This is a genomic window from Chitinophaga polysaccharea, assembly GCF_007829335.1.
Classification (GTDB): Bacteria; Bacteroidota; Bacteroidia; order Chitinophagales; family Chitinophagaceae; genus Chitinophaga; species Chitinophaga polysaccharea_B.
On record NZ_VIWO01000002.1, the window covers coordinates 54,907 to 78,453 of the forward strand.

The following is a 23,547-nucleotide window of genomic DNA, read 5'->3' on the forward strand; positions in this document are numbered from 1 at the left end:
CGGCAGACATGGTATTGGGTGTTTGCAGGGGCTGGCATTATTTTTTTACCATCCAGAGGCCGGTGCTCCCCGGTTTTCTTTCATCCGTTGCCTTTTTCAGCAACGTATCTCCGGAAGTTATATTACCAAATACTTCCACGCCAGCGTCGACAGTCATTCCCTGGCGAACATCTACCCATTCTGCTTTTCCGTCTTTTACCCGGATAACAAATTTCTTTTCCTGGGTGGTGGCTACCGATGAGAATGGGACAACAAAGGAGGGGGTATTTCTTTCCAGTGGAATCTTTACATAACAGAAAACACCTGCCTTTAAACGGTGATCGTTATTATCTACTTTGAACTCCCATAACTCGGTGCGGGTGTTAGGATCTATTGTTTCTGACTTGCGGGCAAGCGCTGCTTTAAAACGTTCTGTGGGGTAGGCATCCACCCTGAAGTCAATATTGGTAAGGCCTCCGGCAGCAGCGACATATATCTCAGGAACGGCTACACGTAAACGCAGCACGTTGTTGTTTTGTATGGTCAGTAACATGGCGTTGGTACCTACCAGTGCACCGGGATCTGCCTTACGGGCGGTAATTACGCCATCGAAAGGAGCAATGATATAGAGATATCCTGATACCGCTTTATAGGATTGCGCCTGCCGGCCTGCTGCTACAAAGGAGGCACTGTCGGCCTGCATCTGGTTACGACTGCGTTCCAGGTCTACCGGGGCAACAATACCCGGTGTATTGGCCTGTGATGCCCGGTACAACCTTTCGTAGTTATCTTTACTGGATGCCCATCTCGATTTAGCCGCCTGCAGGGCCGCTTCCGATTCGGCCAGCCGGCTGTTTACTTCCGGCGCTTCTATTACTGCCAGCACCTGGCCTTTCTTCACCCGGTCGCCCATGTCTACCTTCACTTCTTTGACAAAGCCCTGGACTTTCGCAAAGAGTTCGGCGTTTTCATAAGGCATCAGTTCGGCGGTGAATTCTGCTGTTTTTTTCAGCGTATCCTGTTTCAGGATGAATACCGGCACGGTATCCGCTGCGGGTGTATTTGTACCTGCATCCGGTGCAGGCGTGTGCTGACCACAAGCTGAAATAAGGAGCAGTAAAGAGAAAGAAGCGATGATCCGCATATAGTTGATTGATATGTTATGATTGTTTGTCATAGTAAGTACTTTTTTCATCGTCAGGATCCAGGGAAACATATTTGTACACTTTTCTTCCCGCCACCCATTGGTAAACATGCGGAAGAAAGAACAATACACTGATGGCAGAGAATAATAGACCTCCTATTACCGCGATGCCCAGGGGGGCGGTTTGATCGCCGCCTTCCGATAGCCCTAATGCCATAGGAATCATACCGGCAATCATCGCGGCGCTGGTCATGAGAATGGGCCGGAGCCGGTTTTCAGCCGCCTGTAGCTGCGGATGCGTTACGTTGTTTTTCCGGTAATGTTCTGCATTAGTAATAAAAAGTACCGCGTTGGCAATGGCCACACCCACTGCCATGATGGTGCCCATGTAGGATTGTATATTCAGCGAATTGCCGGTTAGCAGTAAAAAGAGCAGCGCACCCGCTACCACGGCCGGAATAACAGATAATACGGTGAAGGCTACCCGGAATGATTGGAAATATACCGCCATTACCAGGAAGATGACCACGATAGCGATCAGTAGGCCAAACTGCAGACTAGTGAGGGTTTCCTCCAGGAGGACAGGCTGTCCGCGCAAAATTATTTTGGCGCCGTTGGGTAGTTGCCCGATGCTTGCGATGGTCTGTTTCACCTGTTTAAAAACGGATCCCAGATCCTGTTTATGCACGTTAGCCGTAATGGTGATGTAGCGTTGCTGATTCAGCCGGTCGTATTCTCCTGGCATGGATATCCGTTTCCAGCTGGCCACTTCGCTCAGGTAGTGCGTGGTGCCGTTGCCGCCGGAAACAGGGATGGCTTCCAGTTGACTGGTGCTGTTCATTTTAAATTCAGGATACTGTACCTGCACCTGGTAGGCAGTACCGGTGGCTTTGTCCAGCCAGTAGTTGGGTGTGGTAAAGCGACTGGAAGATGTAGCGGCCACGGTAGACCGGGCAATTTGCTCGCTGGTAAGCCCTAGCTGGCCCGCTTTTACGCGGTCCACTTCCAGCCGGATCGCCGGATAGTCGGTCGGCGTTGCTATCTGAAGATCACGCAGGGAAGGGATGGCCGACAGCTTTTTTACCAGCTGTTCCGCTGTTTTTTTGCCTTCCGCCAGGTTCTTGTTTACCACGGCAATTTCTATGGGATTGCTGCTGCCGAGATTTAACACCTGCTCTACGATATCGCCGGGTTCAAACGACAGTTTAGCACCGGGAATAGCCGCTATAGCCGCTGCCCGCAGCTGCTCCCGGAAGGTGGCGATAGGCATCGCCCCCCGGTTGAGTTTTATTTTTAACACGGCTTCATGGGGCCCGCTGGTCCACAGGTGAATGTAGTTGACCGGGTAACTGGAGGGCTGGGTACCTATGAAAGCGGAGGTGATAGCTATGTTTTGTTTCCCTGCAATGCTATCGGTCAGCGACAACAGTTTCCGGGTGGCGTCCTCTGTTCTTTCAAAGCGGGTGCCTACGGGTAAGCGTAGCCGCACTTGCGCTTGTCCGCTGTCGGTTTGCGGAAATAATTCGGTGCCGGTGAAGGTGAAAAGCAGGATCGCCCCTCCGATAGAAACCAGGAGAAATAACACGGTATCTAACCGGAAGCTGAATTTGCGGCGCTCGCCGGCAGTAACGTAACGTTGTTTTAACCGGTCGAAAAATCCGGGTACCTTTCTTTCCTGCGCTGGTAGCGATGGTTTGAATAGCCAGTTGGCCACCACGGGCACAAATGTTTGTGATAAAATAAATGAGGCAATCATCGCAAAACCCACGGCCAGCGATAATGGCATGAACATCGCCCGGGGAACGCCATTCATGAACATGGCGGGAACAAATACGGAGAGGATACTCAGCAGGATCAGCAATTTCGGACCGGCTATTTCCATGCTGGCATCGGCAATAGCGCGGGCTTTGGTTTTGCCCGTTTCCATATGCCGGTGAATATTTTCTATGGTAACGGTAGCTTCATCTACCAGGATACCGACGGACAATGCAAGGCCACCCAATGTCATGATGTTGATGGTTTGTCCCGTGAGGTACAACAGGATGGCCGATGAAAGCAATGCCAGGGGGATGGTCATGATCACGATGAGCGCACTGCGCTTGTCGCCCAGGAAGAGCAGCACCATTAAGCCGGTAAGGATGGCACCCAGTCCACCTTCAAACAAAAGGCTTTTTAATGAGTTGATCACATAGCCTGATTGATCGAAAGCGTAAGTCACTTTTATATCCGATGGTATAGCCGCCTGCATGTCGGGCAATGCCGCTTTTACCCGTTGCACTACATCCCAGGTGGAAGCGTCGGCCCTTTTGGTAACGGGAATATATACAGAACGCTTCCCATTCACCAGGGCATAGCTGGTAGTCACATCGGCGCCGAGGCTTACGTTGGCAATATCTTTTACGTATACCGTTGGTCCTGCGCCTAATTGGAGCGGCGTATTCTGCAGGTCCTGCAATGATTCAATCACGCTGTTCTGCGGCGTAATGTAGGTAGAGTCGCCAATGCGCACATTACCCGCGGGCGATATGGAATTCGATTTAGCGATGGCCTGTACTACCTGGTCGGGCGCCAGGTTATAACTCCGCAGCTTATCAGGATCGATCGTGATGAGCACTGTTTTTTGGTTACCACCGAAGGGTGGTGGCGCCGATACACCCGGTAAAGTAGCAAACATGGGTCGGACGCGGAACAGGGCAAGGTCGGATATTTCACTTAATGAGCGGCTATCGGAACTGAATACCAGCTGACCTACCGGCACACTGCCTGCATCGAAGCGGGTGATAAAAGGCGGCACGGTGCCGGGAGGCATGAAGGCCCTGGCACGGTTAACATATCCAACCACTTCAGCCATAGCCTGGCTCATGTCGGTGCCTTCGTTGAACTCAATCTTAATGAGTGCCGCACCCTGTATATTCCGGGAATCGACAGATTTTACGCCGGTGATATACAAAAAATGATATTCATAGTAAGAGGTAACAAAACCCTCCATTTGTTCGGGTGACAGCCCTCCGTATGGCTGCGCCACATACACCACCGGCAGTCCCAGTCGCGGGAAAATATCCACCTTGGCCTGACGGATGGAGAGGTAAGAGAAAAATGCAATAAACAGCACAGCTACCAGGATGGTAACCGGATGTCGTAATGCCGAGCGGATTAGCTTCATAATGCTTGCTTATATCGTTATTTCAGGTTGTCCGTAAACGTGGCCAGCTGGCCGTTTGCCACCGCGATGTCCAACAGGGCGCGCCAGGCTTGCAGAAATGCGCCTGCTTCCCCGGTTTCTGCTTTGAGCAGATCGTACTGGCCTTGTATCAGGCGGGTAAAATCTACTAACCCACTGGCATAGCTCAATTTCAGTCCTTCAAAAGCGAAGCGTGCTGCCTGTGATTGCACCACGGCTTGTTTGGTAATCAGGATATTCTGATCGTAGTTGTACCGGCTAGCTTCTTTTTGCTTTTGGAGGTTGAGTGTAACCTGGTCGAGCTGCGCTTCATCTGCTTTGAGCATAGCGCTGTACTGCTTTTTTTTCAGTTGTACTTCTGAGAATTGAAGGATGGGGAAACTGATTTGGACGCCGGCGCCGTAATTTTTGTGGGAGAGCGACCAGCCGTCTGCTTTATCGATGCTGCCATCAGCTTTAACGCCGGAACCTCTCGCATAGGCATTGGCCCATAGGTCGAGCTTCGGTCGCCAGGTGCGTGTTATTTCTTTCAATGATGTTTGCGTTACTTCTTTTTTCACCTGGTAGTATTGATACAGCGGGTTAGCGGTTGGTCCGGCAGTAGTGTCGGCCATTTGCGGTAACTGGCTGAGGAGCGTAGTATCGGCGAGGAACAGGTGGTTTGGTGGGTCTGGCAGTCCCGTTATCCTGGTGAGTTCGGCCAGCTGAGCATAGTATTGTCGCTGTACGATCAGCAGGTCTGTTTTGGCTTGCGCCAATGCTGATTGAAATTGTGTGGTGTCTATGCCGGGGCGTAGTCCTTCCCGGGTAAAGACCAGCGATTGCTGTAGCCCTGCATTGGTGCGGTCGATATTGGCCTGGTATGTTTGCATCAGTTTTTGCAGATATACCGCATCCAGGTACACCGATAAGGCCGCATACTGTTGGCGGAACAGGGCATCGTTGTAGGTACTGTTGGCCAGTTTGTATTGGGCCGTGGCTTTTTCGATAGCAGCACTCCGCTGGCCAAACGTGAGAGGATTCCACTTCAGCATAATGCCGGCAGCAGTACCGGGCACCGGGTCATAAATATTACCTGCAGACGGCGGACCGCTGATTGGTAATATTAAGCCGGGATAGCTCATACCAGTGATATTGTTGTAGGTGGCATATCCTGCCTGGTAGCCGATATTTACATCCGGCAACAAAGTGTTTTTTGCCAGGCTTATGTTATATTGACTGCTTTTGGTCTGTTCTTCGTAGGCCTTTATTTGTGGTTGAGAAGATTGTACGAGTGTTAGTACATCCTTTATATGCAGCGTTTTCTGTTGTGCGTAAACGCGGAGAGAGCATAGAATGGCGCTGCCAAGGAGGATCATCTTTCTATGAGAAGCATTCATTCGTCAAATATATCTATATAATAAACTTTTTTATATTAAAAAATTATTCCCGGGCCGGAATCCCCTATCAGCGGGCACTGCAATGCTATTGTTTATTTGGAGGCAGCGTTTCAGCCCAGGTATGTTGCTCCGATTGCCGGTATTTTGCCCAGCTGTAGAGGGCATCATATACCTTTCGGCCTATTTCCAGCATCTCTGTATCACTTTCATGGTTATACGAAAGTCCGGCCGAAATAGCCCAGAGTCCTGCTGCCTGCGGGGCAAGATGGAACCGGTCCGTATCTGCCGCGCGGACAATCACAGCCAGTTGCAGCAGGGCCGGGTCATCCAGCTGATATCTTTTGAGAAAGTAGTCAAAAGAACAAAATTCTCCTTCGTGGGAATGTGCTACACCTGGGATGTCGAAAGGAATGGCGTCATATTCCCGTGCTTTTTCCAGTACCTGGTTGGCAGGTACGTAGATGATTTCCGCATCGGGATCGATAAAGCGGAATATCAGCCATGGACAAGCAATACGGTCTATTTTAGGACGCTCGCGGGTAATCCATTTCATGATGTTGGATGTTATACCTGCAAGTTCATACTATAGATATTGGGAAAATAGCACGAATAATAAGGTTTAGTCTATTTTTTACTTTTGACGGAAATTATTTGCGGCCTGCTGCTGTCTGATCCAGCGCGGCTTTGAAACCCCGGGCCAGTTTTTCCGCCGGGCCTACTCCCCAATAGTGCAGGAAAAAGGTGCGGGGTTGTTCGTGTACCATGTGATTGTGTACGGCTACGACTTCAATCCCGTTTTCAACCAGTGCTTTGATAACAGGGGCTACTTCATTTTCCAGCATGGTGAAATCGCCCGACACTGCGGCCTTTTCATCTGTGCCCTGCCAGGCCGACCAGGTATTGAAACCCATGAAGCTGCTTATGGGGATGCCATGTTCCTGTAATGCTACATCCGGCCGGCCAATGGTGTACTTATATACGCCTTTGGCCATCTCTCCTTTATGTCCGATAATGCTGTCGAGATGGGCAATATTGATGATATTCTGTACGCTGTCGGCGTTGCCCTCTTTAGGATCTTTACCTCTCACTTCCTTTACTTTGTCGAAGATGGCTTTCACGTTGGCCGCTACTTGCGCTGCTTTGCCCCGGCCATCTATGTGCATATACATCACGTTGGGATGGTTGCGGACAAAGTGGTTATGAATAGCGGTAATGGCAAAGCCCTGGCGTATCACTTCCTGTTGAACGGGCGCCAGGTCGGTTTCTGTAACAATGATATCGCCCATAACCATTACGCTGTCGGCACAAGGGGTGAATGCAGCCCAGCTTCCCAGTCCCATGGGTGGGATAATTTTAAATCCATCTACTACCACATTCAGGTCATTTTGAGGAACCGTTATTTTGTATTCGCCATTTTTGGCTACACCTTTCATACCCGTTACAGCTTCAATTTTCTGCACATCCAGTTTGCTGGTGCCCGGGGGACACAGGATGTTATTACGTTTGCTGCTGTCTGCATTGTTAGCAGGTTGAGATGGATTATTACAGGCTACCACCAGTAATGTGGCCATGGAGGCGGTGACAAGAAGATGCGAAATAACGCGTTTCATAACAGGTGTATTACAGATTTAATGAGATGCAAAAAGTGCTCAAACCGCAATTTCCAATTCCCCGATGCCCAAAAATAGAACGAAATATAAGGTTTAGTCTATTTTTTACTTTTTATCATTTCCTTTTTATAAGCAGAAGGACTTTTACCAGTGAACTTCTTGAAAATCCGGGTAAAATGACTTTGATCTGAAAACCCTGTCAGGTAGGCGATTTCCGTGAGGGAATGATCGGTAGTGCTTAACAGTTGGGTCGCTTTATCGATCCTGAGCTTACGGATATAATCACCAAAGGACAAATCATCGAAGTATTTTGAAAACTCTCTCGACAAATAGGCTGGATGTACCTGGAGCGTTTCCGATAATCCTTTCAGGCTTAAGTTAAGGTTAGTGTCGATCTGGTCCTGGATGATTTCTTTCAGTTCTTTGGCCCAGCCGGGTATTTTCCTGCTTTCTTTTTCCTGTTGAAGAAATTTTTTAAAAATGTCGATCAGCTGGTTTTCAAATGGCTGTTGCGTGTGCTTAACATGCTGGAGATATTTGGCCCAGCTGTAAAGCGCATCGTATAGCAGCATGCCTTTTTCGAGCAAGGCCGCGTCTTCGGATTCGTTGTAGGCCAGGCCTGCGGAAATGGCCCACAGGCCAGATGCCTGGGGCGCCAGGTCGTGGCGGTCTGTATCGGCGCCCCGTACAATAGGGGCCATTATATGGACGGCCGGGTCTTCAATTTTATGTTTCTTCAGGATATAGTCAAATGTACATTGATCCTCATAATGTGTGTATTCCACCCCGGCAATGTCAAAAGGAATCGCCTGTTCGGCCTCCGCTGTGGATAGTACCTGGCCGGCAGGAACATACATAAACACAGCGTCTGCATCTATGAAACGTTTAATTAGCCATGGGCAGGCAATCCGGTCAATTTTAGGGCGTTCACGGGTGATCCACTTCATAACAGCTGGTACTTGATACTGGCTGTAATTTAGTGTTGTTTAGGTAATTTATTGATAACAGGTATCGACCTGTCATTGGCGCAAAAGAGAAAAGGCTTGTAAACTACGATTTACAAGCCTTTTCTCTTTTGTCAACAGTTGCCTGTTTAAAGCGACAAGATATATTTCACAAGCTTCCGTGCATCAGCCGGGCTAAGTGCCGGGTGGGGGACCATGGGAGTGGTGCCCCAGTTGCCGCTTCCGCCGGCAACGACTTTGCCGGCCAGCTTGTTAACGTTGACATCGTTGATTTTATACTTTTGTGCAATGGCTTTATAGGATGGGCCTACCAGCTTTGTATCCGGGCGGTGACAAGCGCTGCAGTCGAGTTTTGCCAGCAGTTTCTTTTCTGTGGCAAATGCTGATGAGCTGCTGGGGCTAGTCGTTTTCGGAATAGCAGTTTCCTTCTTTGCCACCGTTGTTGATTTAGCAACTACCATTGAGGGCTTTTCTGCCGGGTGAAAATTTTCTAGTTCTGAGATAGTAAATAGTGCCGAACGATTTTCTGTTAATGCCCTTATTTTCCTGACCTCTTCCGGCTGTATCACGGTAAAATCGCTACCAGCTGGCCTGAACCGGTAGTGTACATAGCTGAGTACATTCGATACCCATTCATCACTGTTAGCAGCTCCGAGCGGCGCCATCACATCGGGATAAGTTTTTCCGCCGATAGGCCCGGATAAGCCGTGCAGAAGAATGTTGATGAGCATAAGCGGGTGGCCTGCCCGGGGAGAGTTGGCTAATGGGGGAGCCGCCATAGGAGCGCCGCCAATGGAGATTCCTTTTCCGTTGTCGCCGTGACAGGTGGCACAAACTTGCTGAAAAGTTTCCTGTCCTTTAAGGATGATGTTTTTTTCATTTGCAGGCATGCCGCTCAAATCAAATCCATACATTTTTTGATTCCTGTTCTTTTCTATCAATGTTGCAATAGCGGTCAGGTTTTTTGTATTGTTGCCGGACACGGCAAAATGCTCCAGCATTTTTTTTGATTCGCCAGGTGCATAATAGGAGAGGGTTGCCACCAGCTGGGCCTGTACATCGGCATCAGGTTCATTCACCTGGCTTGTTAGCAGGTCTTTTACACCGGTGTCCTGGAGTTTCATAAACTGCTCGCTGATGATGACCGCCGCTTTACGAACCTGCGGACTGGCATCTTTCATCGCTATTGCCAGGACAGGTTGGTTGGCGGCATGCAGGCCTTCCAATGTCCACAGGGCATGGAGACGGGCCAATTCATTGGTATGTTTCTCCAACATATCCGTTAATGCCGGCAATACCGACGGGTCTTGCCGCACGATCAGTTCCTTTTGCGCATTATCTCTCCACCAGCCATTGGCATGAGAAAGGTAAGACACCAGTGTTTTGCCATCCTCCGATAACATATTGGGCTGGCGGCCTGGCTTATATCCATCATGTACCAGGCGATAAATTCGTCCATGGCTAATATTCTTATCTAATCCACGTTTCTGTATTTCGGGCCTCAGATAGCTTCCCTGGCGTGTCCAGTTTCCTTCCTGGATAATGCCTCTATGCATATCCACGATATATAAACAGCCATCCGGTCCATTGGCCGTATTCACCGGCCGAAAATTCATATCGGTAGCGGCAATAAACTCTTCCTGTTTATATGCATTCTGTAGCACCCTGATGCCATGCTGGTTAAGTACTTTGGCACGGCGGATCAACCGACCCACGGGCTCGCAGATAATAAGATCGCCTTTCAGGTCGTCAGGGAGCGCATTTCCCCGGAAGATAGACTGCCCACAGCAACCGGTAAAATGATTCAGCGTGCTGTCGGGACGCAACCTGGCCGGTCCACCCTGTACATCAGGTGTGGCTATTATAGGCCATACCGCGTTAAAGCCATCTGCCAACTGCTCCGGAACATCGTACCGGCCATAGAAAGGATTCATCTGGAAACCGTAGGCGGGTACTTCACCTCCCGCAGCAGAAAAATATAACCTGCCGTAGTCGTCATTGCCAATACCCCATTGTCCATAACCGGTAGACATGGTGTCTGCAATAAGTTTGTCGTTGCTGTACCGGTACCGGAGATTTTCGTAGGTGACATATATCTTGTTATCAATATTCCATATAAGGCCACTCCGCTGGTGTTCCAGGTTCCCGGTGTGCGGGGTGTTGTTACCGAATACCTGTACCTTTTTATCAGCTTTACCATCCTGGTTTACATCTTCATATGACCAAATGTTATTGGTATAGGTTTCGCTCACCAGGAGTTTTTTACCTACGCAAAGGATCATACGGGGTAATACCAGGCTATCGATATAGATCGTGCTTTTATCCATCATGCCATCGCCGTTGGTATCTTCCAGCAGCGAAATTCTCGATATGGGTGCATTCTCATTTGATCCGTCCACATCCTGCATATAGGTAAGCATTTCAGACACGAACATACGGCCGTTGCCATCCCAGGCAATGGCCACAGGTTCTTTCACCATGGGTTCACTTGCCACTAACTGCAAATGATAGCCATCTGGCACATGAATAGCAGCCAGGCTTTGTTCGGGTGATAAATAGGCGCCGTCAGGATTCGACCGTACGATTATCTTTCCTGAAGAATCCCTGGGTAGCTTCTCACTGGCCGTTGTTGGCATGGATACGCTATGTCGGGGAATACTGCAATGGTAAATCAGCACAGAAGCGCTGGCAAGCAAGAATGTGACAATAGATCTTTTTTTCATGGCAATAAAATTACAGGTGTCAATAGGCAACTGTTTGCTTATATGTTTTATGGAGGTGATGAGCAAGTTTATGCGGGGGGCTAAATTCCTGCTATTCAGGCAATTCTGCTACCGTAAAATTGACTATTATCAATGCTTTTTTTTCTTCGCGAGGCCGGGTTTTATAACGTGGTTTTCTCCAATCGGTTGCAACACATTGAATATACAGATAAGAGGCAAGAAAGTGAAGGGAATGAATATTGGGGAATGCTATAACAAATAAGAAAGTCAAAGTTCATTATTGATACTGAATATATACCGGCTGGGGATAAAGTGCCAGCACCTCCGCAGGTTGCATCAGGTGCCCACCATTTGCGACGTCGTTTTTATAAAACAATTTAAACCCGGTAAACTGAACCGGCTCTCCCGATATCCAGCACTGGTAAGAGTCTTTCTTCCTGGCTACGTCGCCAAAACCGTCCATATTTATGACTACCTGCACTTCAGGCGTAAGGAGGATATTCTTGTAATTAGTGATCATTCCTTGTGTAAAACGGTGTACCACCAGTATTTTCGGGGGAAGATGATGTTGTCGCACGAGTGTTGTCAGCCAGGAAATAGTATAGTTAATATCGGCTGCGTCAAAAGTGCCTATAGAAGAACAGGGCGGGCGCTGATTTTTCATGGAATATTCGGGATCTATGCCCAGGTGTATATCCGGGCGTGCCAGGTATTTTGCCAATAGTGGCAGTTCACTTGGTAAGGTGCTTAGCCCTACCTGCACATCCAGGAATACGATGGCATGTGCCTTTGCTGCCAGGAGGAGTACTTTGTTAATTTCGCTATCTGGCATACGTAGCCGGTACTTTCCATCTTTTCCCGGGTTGCCCTGCGCCGTTACAGCAATGTAATGTAAAGCAGGTACAACGGGGAGGCAGGTATCAGCTACCTTCCATTTGTCCACTTCTTCGTTTAACTGCTTCAGCATGCTGTCGCCAGGTAAGGCGCCTAGAATGCCCATTTGGGTGGAATACAGATTGCCGTAGAATGCCACTACCCGGTGATAAGGCAGCAATGCGCCCGGTAAAGGATACGCCGTATTTACCGGCCATTTTGCAGAAGGCTTTTGATGAACGAGATGAAGCAGGAGGGTATTGTATTGCAGGGTATCAGTAGCAGGGGGATGGTTGTTTTCCTGGTCAGCGGCCGGGATGGTTGGTGGTATGATATCATGGTGCGGTTTTCCCGTCAGCTTTACATCCTCCCATCGTTGAAAGGATAATACATCAATATCGGTAAATGCATACAAAGTCAAAGCAGCCACCCATAGTGCCGCTACGGTAATCAACAATCCATTCACCAGTTTTTGTAGTACCATACCCTGATTTTTACTACCAAGTTCGGTATTTCACCAGCCGGAGGAAATGATATCGCTCACTCCCCACGTTGATTATTGTCAGGTCATTGGGAAAGACAAGGCAGATACATGACCATAATCAGGCGACAGCCTAATGGCCGTCAGGTAGCAATTGCCGGCGTTAGCATAAATTGGGGTTGAAATATATCTATAATGGAATCCAAACAACCGTCCATATTTGTAACAAAGTCTAACGGAGAGGTAGTACCATTTGCGCCGGAAAAAATCAGGCAATCATTGACTAAGTCCGGGGCAACACCAGAATTGATTGAAAGTATCATCCAGGAATTATACAAACAGGTATATCCGAATATGCCAACACGCATAATTTATAAGATTGCGTATAAATTGTTGAAAAAAGCATCGCGTCCCGCAGCAGGGCGGTATCGGTTGAAACAAGCCATTTTTGAGCTCGGACCATCCGGTTTCCCATTTGAGCAGTATATAGCGGAGCTTTTCAGGCAGGCAGGTTATACCACAACCACCAACACCCTGATGGGTGGACATTGTATTACGCATGAAGTAGATATTTATGCCATTAAGAACAAGCGGGCTTTCATTATTGAATGTAAATACCACCAGCTGCAGGGCACACATTGCGATGTGAAAATTCCTCTATACGTACAATCACGTTTCAAAGACATAGCCTGGAAAATGAAAGAGGAGAATATTGATAATGGACAGGAATACCGTGGCTGGCTGATTACCAATACCCGTATTACCCCGGATGGAACGCAGTATGCGCGCTGTATGGGATTAAACATGCTGTCGTGGGACTACCCGGAGGGGAAAGGGCTGAAAGACATCATCGACAGATCCGGCCTTTACCCGGTTACCTGTCTTTCTACGCTCAGTCGCCACGAAAAGTATACGCTTTTAGCACTGGGAGTAGTGCTATGCCGCACCCTCCTGGAAAAGCCTGAATTATTATCCACAGCAAATATCCGCGGACCGAGGTTAGAGACGGTGATGACAGAAGTCCAGCACTTGTGTGAACATATTTTGAAACTGGAGTGGGTTTGATTTCCTTACCGGAAAAAACGAGTTTATATGAAAACGCGTGCAAATAGCAACGTAATTCCCGGCACCTTGGAGCCATTAATGGATATCCGGGGTATTACAACAGATAAAGTGAAGGCGATTTGTCAACAGCTGGGTGTGCGCAGTTGGCGGGAGTTGGTTACTGCAGTGACATTGGAACAACTCGAAGGCATTCCCTTACTAACACCCGAGAACAGAAAGAATATCCGGCGGGCCTTGAAGCTCGACAAAGATGCAGACCATCGTATGCAGCTGTGGGATGCTATATTGCAGGGGAAGGAGATACTTCAAAGTATCCGGCAGTTTCCGGAAGTGAAAAGAGCATCTTTTGCAGGGAGTCTCCGGAGAGGGAAGGATACTATCGGCGATATTGATATTGTGGTAGAGGTAGCCGGGGCTGACAGGAAAAAGCTATTGTATAAAATAGACCGTATGCCGTTAACAGACCGCATTATTGCAGCCGGCAAATCCCGTATCTGTGTTTTGTTACATAATCAGCTGTTGGTATATTTCTATCTCGCTGATCAACAACACTACGGAGCTACCCTGTTATATTACACTGGTTCGGATCGCTATAGCCTGTCCCTGGAGAGCCTGGCAGCGCAGAAAGGATACCGTTTTGAGCCAGATGGCTTATATGATATAAAGAACAACGAGTATGTAGCCACGGAAAATGAGGAAGAGGTATTCCGCCATTTACTGTTGGATTATACCCCACCCGAGTTAAGAGAAGACCAGGAATTGGCCACGGCAACTAATCCGCACAAGATGCCATCCCTGGTTACCTTCGACCAGGTAAAGGGCGATATGCAGATACACACCGACTGGAGCGATGGAGAGGAAAGTATTGCACATATGGCACATTATGTATTCAGCGTATTTCCGCATTATCAATACATAGTTGTCACAGATCATGCATCCAATGAAAGGACAGGCCATGTGTTGCGCCCCGATGACATTTCCCGCCAGGCAGCCGAAATAAAAGACATCAATGATGCCATTGGATACGACTATGTTAAGAGGGGAGTGGAAGTGGATATATTAGAAAATGGAGCGCTGTCATTGCCTGATGAGCTATTGAAAACGTTTGACTGGGTGATAGCATCGGTTCACAGCCATTTCACAAAAGACAACACTGCCAGGTTATTGAAGGCTTGTGAAAGCCCTTATGTGCATTGCATTGGCCACCCCAGCGGCCGGCTAATTGGCTCCAGGCATCCGTATCCTGTTGACTGGGACCAGGTATTCGCCAAAGCAGCAGCAACCAGTACAGCAATGGAAATAAATGCACGCCCCAACCGGCTGGATTTAAATGATATATTGGTAAAGAAAGCGATTGCCAATGGCGTAAAACTGGTCATTGATACCGATGCCCATTCGTTAGCGCAATTCGATTTTATGCAGTTGGGTATCTGGGTGGCGAGGAGAGCTGGTTGCTGCCATACCGATATTCTGAACACCTTTACCTGGGAGGAGATTGAAAAATTTAAAAAAAGCAAGCGGAATATCATTGCTTAATTGTTCCATATTGTTCCCCAAGAGAACGGCGCTAATCATAGCGCCGTTTCTATTTATACAAACAACACAAACACAAATATCGATTATGGATGTGTAACAAATACGGGGATATTGGTGGTACGCAATATGCTGTCAGCATCACTACGATGGAAAAAGCGGGATATACCACTTCTGCCAAAGGCGCCATAGGTAACAATGCAATCATCTCTACGTATCAGCAAAGCCAGAAATTCAGTTGCGGGCTCTCCATTCAGGATGGCATAATCTACATGGGAGTAGTGAGCATCCAGGTAAGCTTTTAAATCCTTCTTAAATGGGATGGCAGCCTGGTCATTTTCTGTCACATACACCACCCTTACTCGTGTATCGGCGTATTCGGGGAAGAGTAAAGTAAACTGCCTGATGGCATATATAGAAGAATAAGTTCCATTATAAGAGAATATTATTTCTTTAACAGGTACAGGTACATCTGGTAACACCATTACAGGACACTCGGCATCCGCCAGTATATCCTTCACAAACCGGGGCGGATTACTGTCAGACAGCGCAGCAAAAGAAGTACTGTTATTCACCAGTATAAGATCCGCATACCGGCTGGCATTCACGATTTCAGTAACTGGGGAGCTCACTGATTCTTTTACGATGATGTCAATATCGTCGTCGTCGCAAAGCTGGTGCAACTGTTTGATATTTTGGCTTATTTGCCATTGCAGGGCTACCCTCGCTTCAACGCTGATCTGGTTATACCCGATAACAGAAGGCTCAGGAAATACGCTTGCCGGCATGGTAACAATGCCTGATGTAAGATTGTCGAGGCAAATGACGGTAAGCTGGCTGTTGGTTTGCCGGGCAAAGTATTTAAAGCTCCTAACCTGGTCGTCGGAGAAATGTAAAATATCAATAACGGCGATTACCTTTTTCATAAAATTATTGATTAATAATGTGCAATAAATACCGGCTGATTCACCAGGTCAATGATGGGTGCTGCCGGGTTAGGAAGTATGATTGTGGATAACAGCCCCCGTCCATATGCGCCCATTACAATAAATATTTTTTCTCTGCCAAAGAGATATTCCATTAGGGCGCCGCGTACATTGTCATCTTCAATCATCATCATCTCTACCTCATCATAATGTATATGCAACCATTCGTCAAAGAGATCGTTATATCCCTTCATTGGCCGGGCGGCTTCCGTAATTCCCAGCACAGTCACTTTTTTTTGACGCAGTGCCGGAAACAGGTGTGCAAATTGTTTGATGGCGAACATGGATGACTTACTACCGTTGTAAGCGAATACTATTTCATCAATGCCATCAAATTCAGTTGGAGCGATAACAACGGGGCATTCAGATTTTTCCAACACTTCCCTGGCAAATGCGGTGGGCGTATTTTCCGTTTTCCATGAAAAACTGGTAGTCGCATCCATTACCAGTAAATCTGCGTACCGGCTTTCCCTTATCACCTCAGCGGCAGGCATGCCTGTATTAATATGTATCTCGTAGGTGACGCCCCCGGTTGTACAGATGTTCTTGAATAAGGAAATGTTTTCTTCCCTATACAGCTGCTTTTGTACATCCAGTGGGGTACCCGGAACAGGAGGGCAAACCGCCATTTCCTGCAGCGCTTCTCCCGACCGGAGTTCTACTTCCTGGTTTTCCAGGAAAACACCGGTTATTTTTGAGTGGGTGAGGTTGCCCAGGTAACAGGAAAAATCGAGGCATTGCCTGTTGAGCGCCACAGCATCTGAGATAAATAATATCTTTTCCATAAGAAAATTTTTGATAATATAAGTCCTGTCGGCATTGCCGACAGGACTTATATCACTTGTTACTTAACGGCAATCGCAATACTCTTCCCATTTTTTTTGCTTTCTTCGTTTTTGGGTAGTTTCAATTTTAGGATGCCTTCTTCGTAGTGGGCGTCTATCTTATCTTTAGAGATGTTTTCAGGCACATTGAAACTACGTGAGAAGCTGCTGTAATTATATTCCTGCCTCCGGTACTTTTCATTTTTTTCTTCTTTTTTTTCTTCTTTTTCAGCGCTGATAGTCAGCATACTGCCTTCCAGCTGAATCTTAAAATCTTCTTTTTTCATACCAGGAACGGCTAACGATAGCTTATAGCTATCCTTGTCTTCTGTAACATTTACCGCAGGAACGGTAAGGGCATTGAAAGAGCTACCGTCATAGAAACTACCTACCCAATCTCTCCATGGTTTAACGAAGTCATCAAAAAATGATGTTTGCAGAGAAGCAGGTTTGCTTACTGATAATGTTGCCATAAGAATCCTCCTTTTATTTGGTTAAGAATAATAATGCTAAATTATTGTGTTGTACCTGCAGAAAAAATGATCGTTCTCAGTATGTTTACTGATAGAAATCACAAAAAGGCGATAGCTGCCGGAAATCATAGCTGGTACTGACCTGCGTCATATTCCTTGGGCTGTTATGCGCTTATCTTTAAATAAAAAAGATGGAAAAGATATTGCTGGTAATGTGTGGTGCAGCGCCCACAAAAAATGCATTGAATTTTGCTTGTTACCTGTCTGATATGACACGGTCTAAATTAGTCGGTTTTTTCTTTGAAACAGCCGTTTACACGCTGGAGCCGGAGTGGCAAGGGATAGAAGGCAACAGGGATAAAGAAATGCCACCGCAAGTAACTGAAATAAAAAGCTATATGCAAGGTTTTGAACAAACTTGCGAAACCCGTGGTATTCCTGTTTCTGTGAGGTACCTGGTAGATGATATCGCAGAAAGTATCATTGAAGAAAGCAAGTTTGCTGACCTGATCATTGCAGATGCTGCTATTTCTATTCACTCAAAAACACAGGAAAGTCCCTCACCATTGTTACAGCATTTGCTGGTGGCTGCGCAGTGCCCCGTCATTATTGCGCCGTCTTCTTTTACGCCTATACACGAAGTAGTATACTGTTACGATGGTAGTGCATCGGCTGTATTTGCGATGAAACAGCTCGCTTATCTCTTGCCTGAACTGGGCGAGTTCAGGGCTACTGTGGTACAGGTTAATGATGAAGATATCCCTGCAAATGAAAGAAAGCATATTACCAATTGGTTAAGCCGGCATTTTGAAAGCTCGGATATTGTTAACTTAAAGGGGAAATCAGAACAGGCGCTGTTTGATTTCCTGTTGAAAAAACAAGACGCACTAGTGGTAATGGGCGCTTATGGGAGGAACATGGTATCCCGGTTATTCAGGCATAGTCATGCCGATCTGCTGATCAAGACATTGCCCTATCCTCTTTTTATTACACATTATTAGTGTATTTTAAATGTTTTATTCATCCTGGTTTCTTTTTTAAAGGGACACTGATCTTATTATATAAGATGCTAATACAATATCAATTTTAATATAAAAAATAATGCTATGTTAGGCGAATTAAGTAATGAAGAAATAGACCAGGTTTTAGCCAATAATGTTACCGGCCGTATTGGATGTGCGGAAAACGGGAAGGTGTATATTGTGCCTATCAGTTATGCTTTTAATAATGCCTATATTATTGCGCATTCGAGGGAAGGCATGAAGATCGATATGATGCGGAAGCATCCACAGGTATGCTTCCAGGTAGATGAAATGACGGGACTGAGCAATTGGCGTAGTGTAGTACTATGGGGCGAATACGAAGAGATAACAGATCCTAAAGAAAAGTATTACGCCATGAAATTCCTGGTAAGCCGCCTGGCGCAATTGCCGGTAAGTGAAACGGCAGGTGTAGCACAGATGCATCAGGAGCTGCAGGCAGAAGAGAGTCCTGGGCATATTATCCGGCCGGTAGTATACCGGATCCGGATAAAAGAAAAAACCGGCAGATTTGAAAAAGCATAATCAATCTGCCGGCAATGGTTAATTTGAGTTAAAGCAATTAAATTACAACAGGTAAATTAAGACTACTAGTTACCGGGGTATGGAGGTTATTATAATATTACAAATTATTGGCCGGCATTTGCCGGCCTTATTTATGATATCAATCTTCGGTTTCCGGCTCTTCCGGTAAATTAAAAGTAGGATGCTTGGCTGGCCTCCCGGAGTTATTCAGCTCTTCCAGCGTCCATCCATCTGTGCCGGTAGTTTCCAGCCATACAGTGCCTGCTCTTCGTAGAATTTGTGCGCTCAGTCCATAGAGATAACTCAAATCATGTTCCACAGCAGCAGCAGTTCGGTAGTAGCTGATATCCAGCCATCCGAAGCTGTGGAGCATTCTTATTTTTTCAATGGGAGTATCAGGAGATATTTTCTCCTTTTGAGGGGAGCCTTCTCCCGCAGTATGTGGCCTCTTGAAGAATTCCAGTTTCAGGTAGGGATACATTACCTGGAACCTGTCCTGTATGTCCCTTATCACAGCTTCTTCACTAATATAGATGTGCATAACATGAACTTTTAATATCCAATACAAGTATACCATCATTTAGCCCGTCGGAAAATGAGTATAATCAGCCTGTTATATGATAGCCATCATATACCTGAACAGCAGATAGTAGGAAATTGCTCTTCTAATATTTCAGGTATGTCAATCACCCATCTAAACACGCAAATAGCCTCCACAGCGCAGGAGTTGCCGGGGCACGAAGAAAAGTATTTCCTGGAAGGCCCACGGTCCAGGACAAACGAATTTATTTTTTCTGTGAAAGTATTGATTGAATTTATCCGCGGATTCAGGGTATTGCATTTTGCCGGACCTTGCATAGCCGTATTTGGATCGGCGCGGGTGAAACCCGGATCGGATTATTATGAAATGGGCCGGAAAGCCGGAGCCGGAATTGCCAGTTTAGGCTTCACCGTAATGACCGGGGGAGGCCCCGGCATGATGGAGGCTGCCAACCGTGGCGCCAGGGAAGCAGGAGGCAGATCGGTAGGATGTAACATTAGCCTGCCCCATGAACAAGCCGCCAATAAGTACCTGGACATGCAGTTTAACTGCAAATACTTTTTTGTCCGTAAGGTGCTTATGTTCAAATATTCCTATGGATTCATGATCTTACCAGGCGGTATAGGCACCCTGGATGAATTTTCTGAAGCGCTGACTTTGATACAAACCCATAAAATCCTTAACTTTCCCCTGGTATTGATGAACCGCGACTATTGGGAACCGCTCATGCCTTTGTTTCATAAAATGATAGAACATGCTACCATAGTGCCGGAAGACCTGAAGTACCTATTGTTGACAGATTCTATTGACGAAGCAATGGCGCATTTTCGGAAATACGCAGTTGAAAAGTACCATATACAAAGGGGAAAGGAATTTCGCCGATTGGTATTTTTGGGAGAATAACAAACTTCATTTTTACATTGACATTATGAGTCTATCTATTGGCGACCTGGATATAGATTTTCAGTTAAGCATATTTGCTGCAATATTGGAGAGTGTTCCCGGCCTTGTGGCCGTGAGGGAATTGGACAGCGGCAGGCTTATTTATATTAATAATACGGGTATCAAAATGCTGGGAACCGACGACTATCCGTCACTGGAACTCATCATGGATCAGAATCAGCTTGGGATGGCGCTTGCCTTGGAACAAAAAAACAGGACCGGCATAGCGGCGAAAGAACGGGAGCTTAAAAGCTTGACAGGCAAGACATTTAAGGGAGTCTGTGAGGAAATTTTACTAAAGCACCAGGGCAAAACTTATTGTTTTTTCAGGATAACAGATATTTTATCTGACCGGCACTACAAACAACAGCTTAGTAAAGAGTTAGCGCGGTTTGGGGCGCTATTTGATTATGCCAGCATCGGGATCCTCGTGGCGGATCAACAAGGTGAAATTGTGCTCGTTAACGACTTTGCATTACAACAATTTGGTTATGAACGGGAGATGCTATTGGGAAAGAAAGTGGAAATCCTGATTCCCCATCATGTTCGCCAGCGTCATGTGGGCCATCGGGAAAGATACAATGCCAACCCGCAAAGCCGGCCAATGGGTATTGGCCTGGATTTGTATGCTGTACACAGGGACGGAACCGAGTTCCCGGTAGAAATCAGCCTTAGTCACTATTCCAACGAAGAAGGGAACTTTGTCATTGCCTATATCAGCAACATCACGGAAAGAAAAAAAGCGGAAGAACGGCTGGAAAAAGTTTACAATGAACTGGAAAAGATGGTAGAGGACCGGACTACACAATTGCGCAAGGCATTAGAAGAACTGGAAATTTCCAAGGAAGAATTAACGATTGCCCTGGGTAAGGAAAAAGAACTTGGCGACCTTAAATCGCGTTTTGTGTCGATGGCTTCCCATGAATTCCGTACCCCCCTGAGCACCATCCTTTCCTCGGCTTTCCTGGTAAAACACTATGATACAGATAAGGATCAACCTATACGGAATAAACATATTCAGCGTATCATCAGCAATGTAAGCCTGTTGACCGATACCCTCAATGATTTCCTGTCTGTGGGAAAGATTGAAGAAGGCAAAATCCAGGTAAGAGAAATCGAGTTTGATATAGAAGAGCATTTCAACACCATTATCCAGGAAATGCAGGGTATCATGAAAGAAAACCAGGTCATTGATTACCGGCACAACGGCGAACGCAGCCTGATCCTGGACCCGTCGCTGATGAAGCATATTGTCATGAATTTGCTGGGCAATGCCATTAAATTCTCTCCATCCGGCAGCCCGATAGAAATCGAAACTGCCAAAACCGCTGAAGCCTTCAAACTGGTGGTAAAGGACAATGGGATTGGCATGTCTGAAGAAGACCAGCAACATCTTTTTGAGCGTTTCTATAGAGGCGGTAATGTTAGCAACATCCAGGGGACGGGCCTGGGGTTACATATCGTTCAGCGGTATACGGAGATGATGAAAGGAAACATCCAATGTGAAAGTGAATTAAATAAAGGAACTACCTTTACTATTATTTTCCCAGATAACCATGAAAATCTCCTGAGGACATGAAAAGAATATTGCTGATTGAAGACAACGATGAATTACGAGAGAATACGGTGGATATCCTGGCCATTGCCGGGTACAGCGTATTAACAGCGAATAATGGTAAAACAGGGGTGGAAATGATCCTGCAACACCACCCCGACCTGATCATATGCGACATTATGATGCCTGTACTGGATGGTTTTGGCGTTTTACACCTCATGCAGCAGCATGAAGAAGTAAAAGATACCCCATTCATTTTCCTGACGGCGAAAACGGAACGGGCAGATTTCAGGAAAGGCATGGGCATGGGAGCAGACGATTATATCACTAAGCCATTTACAGGAACAGAATTATGGGATGCCGTGGCTAACCGGCTTAGAAAGGCAGCTATCAGGAATCAGCAATTCTCCCCCAACCTCCAGGGCCTCAATAAATTAATGTACGAGGCAACCGGCAAGGAATCCCTGAAAGCGCTGGCAGAAGGCAGGAACATCGATAAGTACAAGAAAAAACAAGTGATCTATACAGAGGGGAATCATCCCTCGAGGCTGTTTTTTGTTCAGAAAGGTAAAGTCAAAACATGCAAAACCAATGACCTGGGCAAAGAACTGGTTACGGAAATTTATGGCGACGGCGACTTTTTGGGATATACCGCCTTACTGGAAGGATCCGTTTATAAAGATACGGCAGTAGCCATGGAAGAAACCGAGATTGCCGTTATTCCCTTAAAGGACTTTGAAGAATTACTTCATAACAATTATGAAGTAGCCCTGCAATTTATCCGCCTCCTGGCTAAAAATATAGCTTCCAGGGAACAGCAGCTGTTGGGGCTCGCCTATAATTCTCTCCGGAAAAAGGTAGCGGAGGCAATCATCAGTCTTCACAAAAAATACAACCCTAAGAATGAGCCTCCTTTTATCGTAAAAATAAGCCGGGAAAATCTGGCCAATATCGCAGGCACCGCCACAGAATCGTTGATCCGTACCTTAAGCGATTTTCGCGACGAACAATTGATAGATATTAAAGATGGCTCAGTCATCATCCTGGACGAAAAGAAGCTGGCCAACCTGCTGTACTAGCCTATGTAAAGGATTCGCGCAGGTACTTGCTGAAATCAGCTGCCAACTCGTTAAAGCTTTGTTGCAATTGCTCAATCTTTACTGTTACCCCCTGTTGCAGTAAGCTAACGTTTGCTTGCGAAGGGGCAGCAGCAGGGGAGCGCTGTTCTATGATTTCTTGTAACTCTTTTACTTCATGTCGGAGCAATGCCACCCGTTCGTCCATTTTCAGGAACCGGTGCTGGAAAATTTCCAGGTCGCTAAGGTGACTCTTCTCCAGGTCATTGGCAAGGATCCTGGTGAGTTTGGTTTTAAAAAAAATAGTTTCATCTTCTACTACGCTTAGGATATACCTCCAGGATTCATGCTGTAAAGAATGGCCATTCAAGTTATCATGCATTGGTCTGATATTTAATATTAATGAGCTAAGGTATTGTCAAACAATGCCATCTTACATGACCTGGATCAGTATTTTTACTGTTTATGATCATTGCTTTACATAGCCGCAATGACAATGTTTCGGTTAATGCCTTGTACTTAAACTTACCTACCTCTAATTCTTTATTCAAAAATACTTTGCTGGAAGGAAGTGATATATGACGCCAGTTAGTAGGGCGCCTGATTGTTGTCATTACCGGGATAGTGATGGGAATCAAGCACAGATATGACC

At 46.6% G+C, this 23,547-nt stretch carries 20 protein-coding genes; 7 read left to right on the plus strand and 13 right to left on the minus strand.

Annotated elements, in window-relative coordinates; all coding sequences use genetic code 11:
• Nucleotides 1-37: 37 nt before the first annotated feature.
• From FHW36_RS08320 to FHW36_RS08355, 8 genes are all read right to left on the minus strand, one after another.
• Nucleotides 38-1,156 carry an efflux RND transporter periplasmic adaptor subunit gene (locus FHW36_RS08320; RefSeq protein ID WP_186452348.1) on the minus strand — a complete coding sequence of 373 codons (1,119 nt, stop codon included), beginning with the start codon at nt 1,154-1,156 and terminating at the stop codon, nt 38-40.
• Nucleotides 1,140-4,286, minus strand: coding sequence for an efflux RND transporter permease subunit (locus tag FHW36_RS08325; protein ID WP_145665529.1), 3,147 nt, complete (start codon nt 4,284-4,286; stop codon nt 1,140-1,142). Before FHW36_RS08325 ends, FHW36_RS08320 begins: the two co-directional genes overlap by 17 nt.
• Nucleotides 4,287-4,303: 17 nt before the next feature.
• Nucleotides 4,304-5,683, minus strand: coding sequence for a TolC family protein (locus FHW36_RS08330; protein ID WP_145665531.1), 1,380 nt, complete (start codon nt 5,681-5,683; stop codon nt 4,304-4,306).
• A gap of 85 nt (nt 5,684-5,768) precedes the next feature.
• A complete protein-coding gene (locus tag FHW36_RS08335) occupies nt 5,769-6,236 on the minus strand; it encodes a chromate resistance protein ChrB domain-containing protein (protein ID WP_145665533.1) in 468 nt (155 codons plus the stop codon).
• 94 nt (nt 6,237-6,330) lie between these two features.
• A complete protein-coding gene (locus FHW36_RS08340) occupies nt 6,331-7,293 on the minus strand; it encodes a DUF1259 domain-containing protein (RefSeq protein WP_145665535.1) in 963 nt (320 codons plus the stop codon).
• Nucleotides 7,294-7,391: 98 nt separating this feature from the next.
• Complete coding sequence (locus tag FHW36_RS08345; RefSeq protein WP_145665539.1) at nt 7,392-8,240, minus strand: chromate resistance protein ChrB domain-containing protein; 849 nt, start codon at nt 8,238-8,240, stop codon at nt 7,392-7,394.
• A 146-nt stretch (nt 8,241-8,386) separates the two neighbouring features.
• Complete coding sequence (locus FHW36_RS08350) at nt 8,387-10,981, minus strand: DUF7133 domain-containing protein (protein WP_145665541.1); 2,595 nt, start codon at nt 10,979-10,981, stop codon at nt 8,387-8,389.
• Between the two features lie 277 nt (nt 10,982-11,258).
• Nucleotides 11,259-12,338 (minus strand): hypothetical protein, encoded by a 1,080-nt coding sequence (locus tag FHW36_RS08355; RefSeq protein WP_145665545.1) that lies wholly within the window; start codon nt 12,336-12,338, stop codon nt 11,259-11,261.
• A gap of 192 nt (nt 12,339-12,530) precedes the next feature.
• On the opposite strand from FHW36_RS08355, the gene FHW36_RS08360 reads away from it, so the two are divergent.
• Complete coding sequence (locus FHW36_RS08360; protein ID WP_145665548.1) at nt 12,531-13,400, plus strand: ATP cone domain-containing protein; 870 nt, start codon at nt 12,531-12,533, stop codon at nt 13,398-13,400.
• 27 nt (nt 13,401-13,427) lie between these two features.
• Complete coding sequence (locus tag FHW36_RS08365; protein WP_145665551.1) at nt 13,428-14,936, plus strand: DNA polymerase/3'-5' exonuclease PolX; 1,509 nt, start codon at nt 13,428-13,430, stop codon at nt 14,934-14,936.
• Nucleotides 14,937-15,019: 83 nt separating this feature from the next.
• On the opposite strand, the gene FHW36_RS08370 is transcribed toward FHW36_RS08365, so the two are convergent.
• The 3 genes from FHW36_RS08370 to FHW36_RS08380 are packed head-to-tail and all read right to left on the minus strand — an operon-like array spanning nt 15,020 to nt 17,216.
• Nucleotides 15,020-15,859, minus strand: a complete 840-nt coding sequence (locus FHW36_RS08370; RefSeq protein ID WP_145665555.1) for a universal stress protein — start codon at nt 15,857-15,859, stop codon at nt 15,020-15,022.
• Nucleotides 15,860-15,870: 11 nt separating this feature from the next.
• On the minus strand, nt 15,871-16,704 hold the full coding sequence (locus FHW36_RS08375) for an adenine nucleotide alpha hydrolase family protein (RefSeq protein WP_145665558.1): 834 nt from the start codon (nt 16,702-16,704) through the stop codon (nt 15,871-15,873).
• 59 nt (nt 16,705-16,763) lie between these two features.
• The gene (locus tag FHW36_RS08380) at nt 16,764-17,216 is read right to left on the minus strand and encodes an Hsp20/alpha crystallin family protein (protein WP_145665559.1); all 453 of its coding nucleotides are present in this window, start codon (nt 17,214-17,216) and stop codon (nt 16,764-16,766) included.
• Between the two features lie 191 nt (nt 17,217-17,407).
• Between FHW36_RS08380 and FHW36_RS08385 the strand changes: the two genes are divergently transcribed.
• Together FHW36_RS08385 and FHW36_RS08390 are read left to right on the plus strand one after the other, a co-directional pair.
• The gene (locus FHW36_RS08385) at nt 17,408-18,217 is read left to right on the plus strand and encodes a universal stress protein (protein WP_145665562.1); all 810 of its coding nucleotides are present in this window, start codon (nt 17,408-17,410) and stop codon (nt 18,215-18,217) included.
• 105 nt (nt 18,218-18,322) lie between these two features.
• Nucleotides 18,323-18,781 carry a pyridoxamine 5'-phosphate oxidase family protein gene (locus tag FHW36_RS08390; protein ID WP_145665568.1) on the plus strand — a complete coding sequence of 153 codons (459 nt, stop codon included), beginning with the start codon at nt 18,323-18,325 and terminating at the stop codon, nt 18,779-18,781.
• A gap of 139 nt (nt 18,782-18,920) precedes the next feature.
• Here the strand turns inward: FHW36_RS08390 and FHW36_RS08395 are convergent, their stop codons facing one another.
• The gene (locus FHW36_RS08395; protein WP_145665571.1) at nt 18,921-19,322 is read right to left on the minus strand and encodes a hypothetical protein; all 402 of its coding nucleotides are present in this window, start codon (nt 19,320-19,322) and stop codon (nt 18,921-18,923) included.
• Between the two features lie 138 nt (nt 19,323-19,460).
• Between FHW36_RS08395 and FHW36_RS08400 the strand changes: the two genes are divergently transcribed.
• From FHW36_RS08400 to FHW36_RS08410, 3 genes are read left to right on the plus strand one after another with little or no spacing between them, the layout of a single operon-like run.
• A complete protein-coding gene (locus FHW36_RS08400; protein ID WP_145665574.1) occupies nt 19,461-20,225 on the plus strand; it encodes an LOG family protein in 765 nt (254 codons plus the stop codon).
• Between the two features lie 25 nt (nt 20,226-20,250).
• Nucleotides 20,251-21,843 (plus strand): sensor histidine kinase, encoded by a 1,593-nt coding sequence (locus tag FHW36_RS08405; protein ID WP_145665578.1) that lies wholly within the window; start codon nt 20,251-20,253, stop codon nt 21,841-21,843.
• A complete protein-coding gene (locus FHW36_RS08410; RefSeq protein WP_145665581.1) occupies nt 21,840-22,898 on the plus strand; it encodes a response regulator in 1,059 nt (352 codons plus the stop codon). The genes FHW36_RS08405 and FHW36_RS08410 overlap by 4 nt, the downstream gene beginning before the upstream one ends.
• Before the next feature lies 1 nt (nt 22,899).
• On the opposite strand, the gene FHW36_RS08415 is transcribed toward FHW36_RS08410, so the two are convergent.
• Entirely contained in the window at nt 22,900-23,277 is a 378-nt protein-coding gene (locus FHW36_RS08415; protein ID WP_145665584.1) for a hypothetical protein, read from the minus strand.
• Between the last annotated feature and the right edge of the window lie 270 nt (nt 23,278-23,547).

Bases quoted from the DNA above. Each gene is read 5' to 3' on its own strand.
- FHW36_RS08320 (WP_186452348.1), bottom strand. From the start codon at position 1,156: ATGACAAACAATCATAACATATCAATCAACTATATGCGGATCATCGCT.
- FHW36_RS08325 (WP_145665529.1), bottom strand. From the start codon at position 4,286: ATGAAGCTAATCCGCTCGGCATTACGACATCCGGTTACCATCCTGGTA.
- FHW36_RS08330 (WP_145665531.1), bottom strand. From the start codon at position 5,683: ATGAATGCTTCTCATAGAAAGATGATCCTCCTTGGCAGCGCCATTCTA.
- FHW36_RS08335 (WP_145665533.1), bottom strand. From the start codon at position 6,236: ATGAAATGGATTACCCGCGAGCGTCCTAAAATAGACCGTATTGCTTGT.
- FHW36_RS08340 (WP_145665535.1), bottom strand. From the start codon at position 7,293: ATGAAACGCGTTATTTCGCATCTTCTTGTCACCGCCTCCATGGCCACA.
- FHW36_RS08345 (WP_145665539.1), bottom strand. From the start codon at position 8,240: ATGAAGTGGATCACCCGTGAACGCCCTAAAATTGACCGGATTGCCTGC.
- FHW36_RS08350 (WP_145665541.1), bottom strand. From the start codon at position 10,981: ATGAAAAAAAGATCTATTGTCACATTCTTGCTTGCCAGCGCTTCTGTG.
- FHW36_RS08355 (WP_145665545.1), bottom strand. From the start codon at position 12,338: ATGGTACTACAAAAACTGGTGAATGGATTGTTGATTACCGTAGCGGCA.
- FHW36_RS08360 (WP_145665548.1), top strand. From the start codon at position 12,531: ATGGAATCCAAACAACCGTCCATATTTGTAACAAAGTCTAACGGAGAG.
- FHW36_RS08365 (WP_145665551.1), top strand. From the start codon at position 13,428: ATGAAAACGCGTGCAAATAGCAACGTAATTCCCGGCACCTTGGAGCCA.
- FHW36_RS08370 (WP_145665555.1), bottom strand. From the start codon at position 15,859: ATGAAAAAGGTAATCGCCGTTATTGATATTTTACATTTCTCCGACGAC.
- FHW36_RS08375 (WP_145665558.1), bottom strand. From the start codon at position 16,704: ATGGAAAAGATATTATTTATCTCAGATGCTGTGGCGCTCAACAGGCAA.
- FHW36_RS08380 (WP_145665559.1), bottom strand. From the start codon at position 17,216: ATGGCAACATTATCAGTAAGCAAACCTGCTTCTCTGCAAACATCATTT.
- FHW36_RS08385 (WP_145665562.1), top strand. From the start codon at position 17,408: ATGGAAAAGATATTGCTGGTAATGTGTGGTGCAGCGCCCACAAAAAAT.
- FHW36_RS08390 (WP_145665568.1), top strand. From the start codon at position 18,323: ATGTTAGGCGAATTAAGTAATGAAGAAATAGACCAGGTTTTAGCCAAT.
- FHW36_RS08395 (WP_145665571.1), bottom strand. From the start codon at position 19,322: ATGCACATCTATATTAGTGAAGAAGCTGTGATAAGGGACATACAGGAC.
- FHW36_RS08400 (WP_145665574.1), top strand. From the start codon at position 19,461: ATGTCAATCACCCATCTAAACACGCAAATAGCCTCCACAGCGCAGGAG.
- FHW36_RS08405 (WP_145665578.1), top strand. From the start codon at position 20,251: ATGAGTCTATCTATTGGCGACCTGGATATAGATTTTCAGTTAAGCATA.
- FHW36_RS08410 (WP_145665581.1), top strand. From the start codon at position 21,840: ATGAAAAGAATATTGCTGATTGAAGACAACGATGAATTACGAGAGAAT.
- FHW36_RS08415 (WP_145665584.1), bottom strand. From the start codon at position 23,277: ATGCATGATAACTTGAATGGCCATTCTTTACAGCATGAATCCTGGAGG.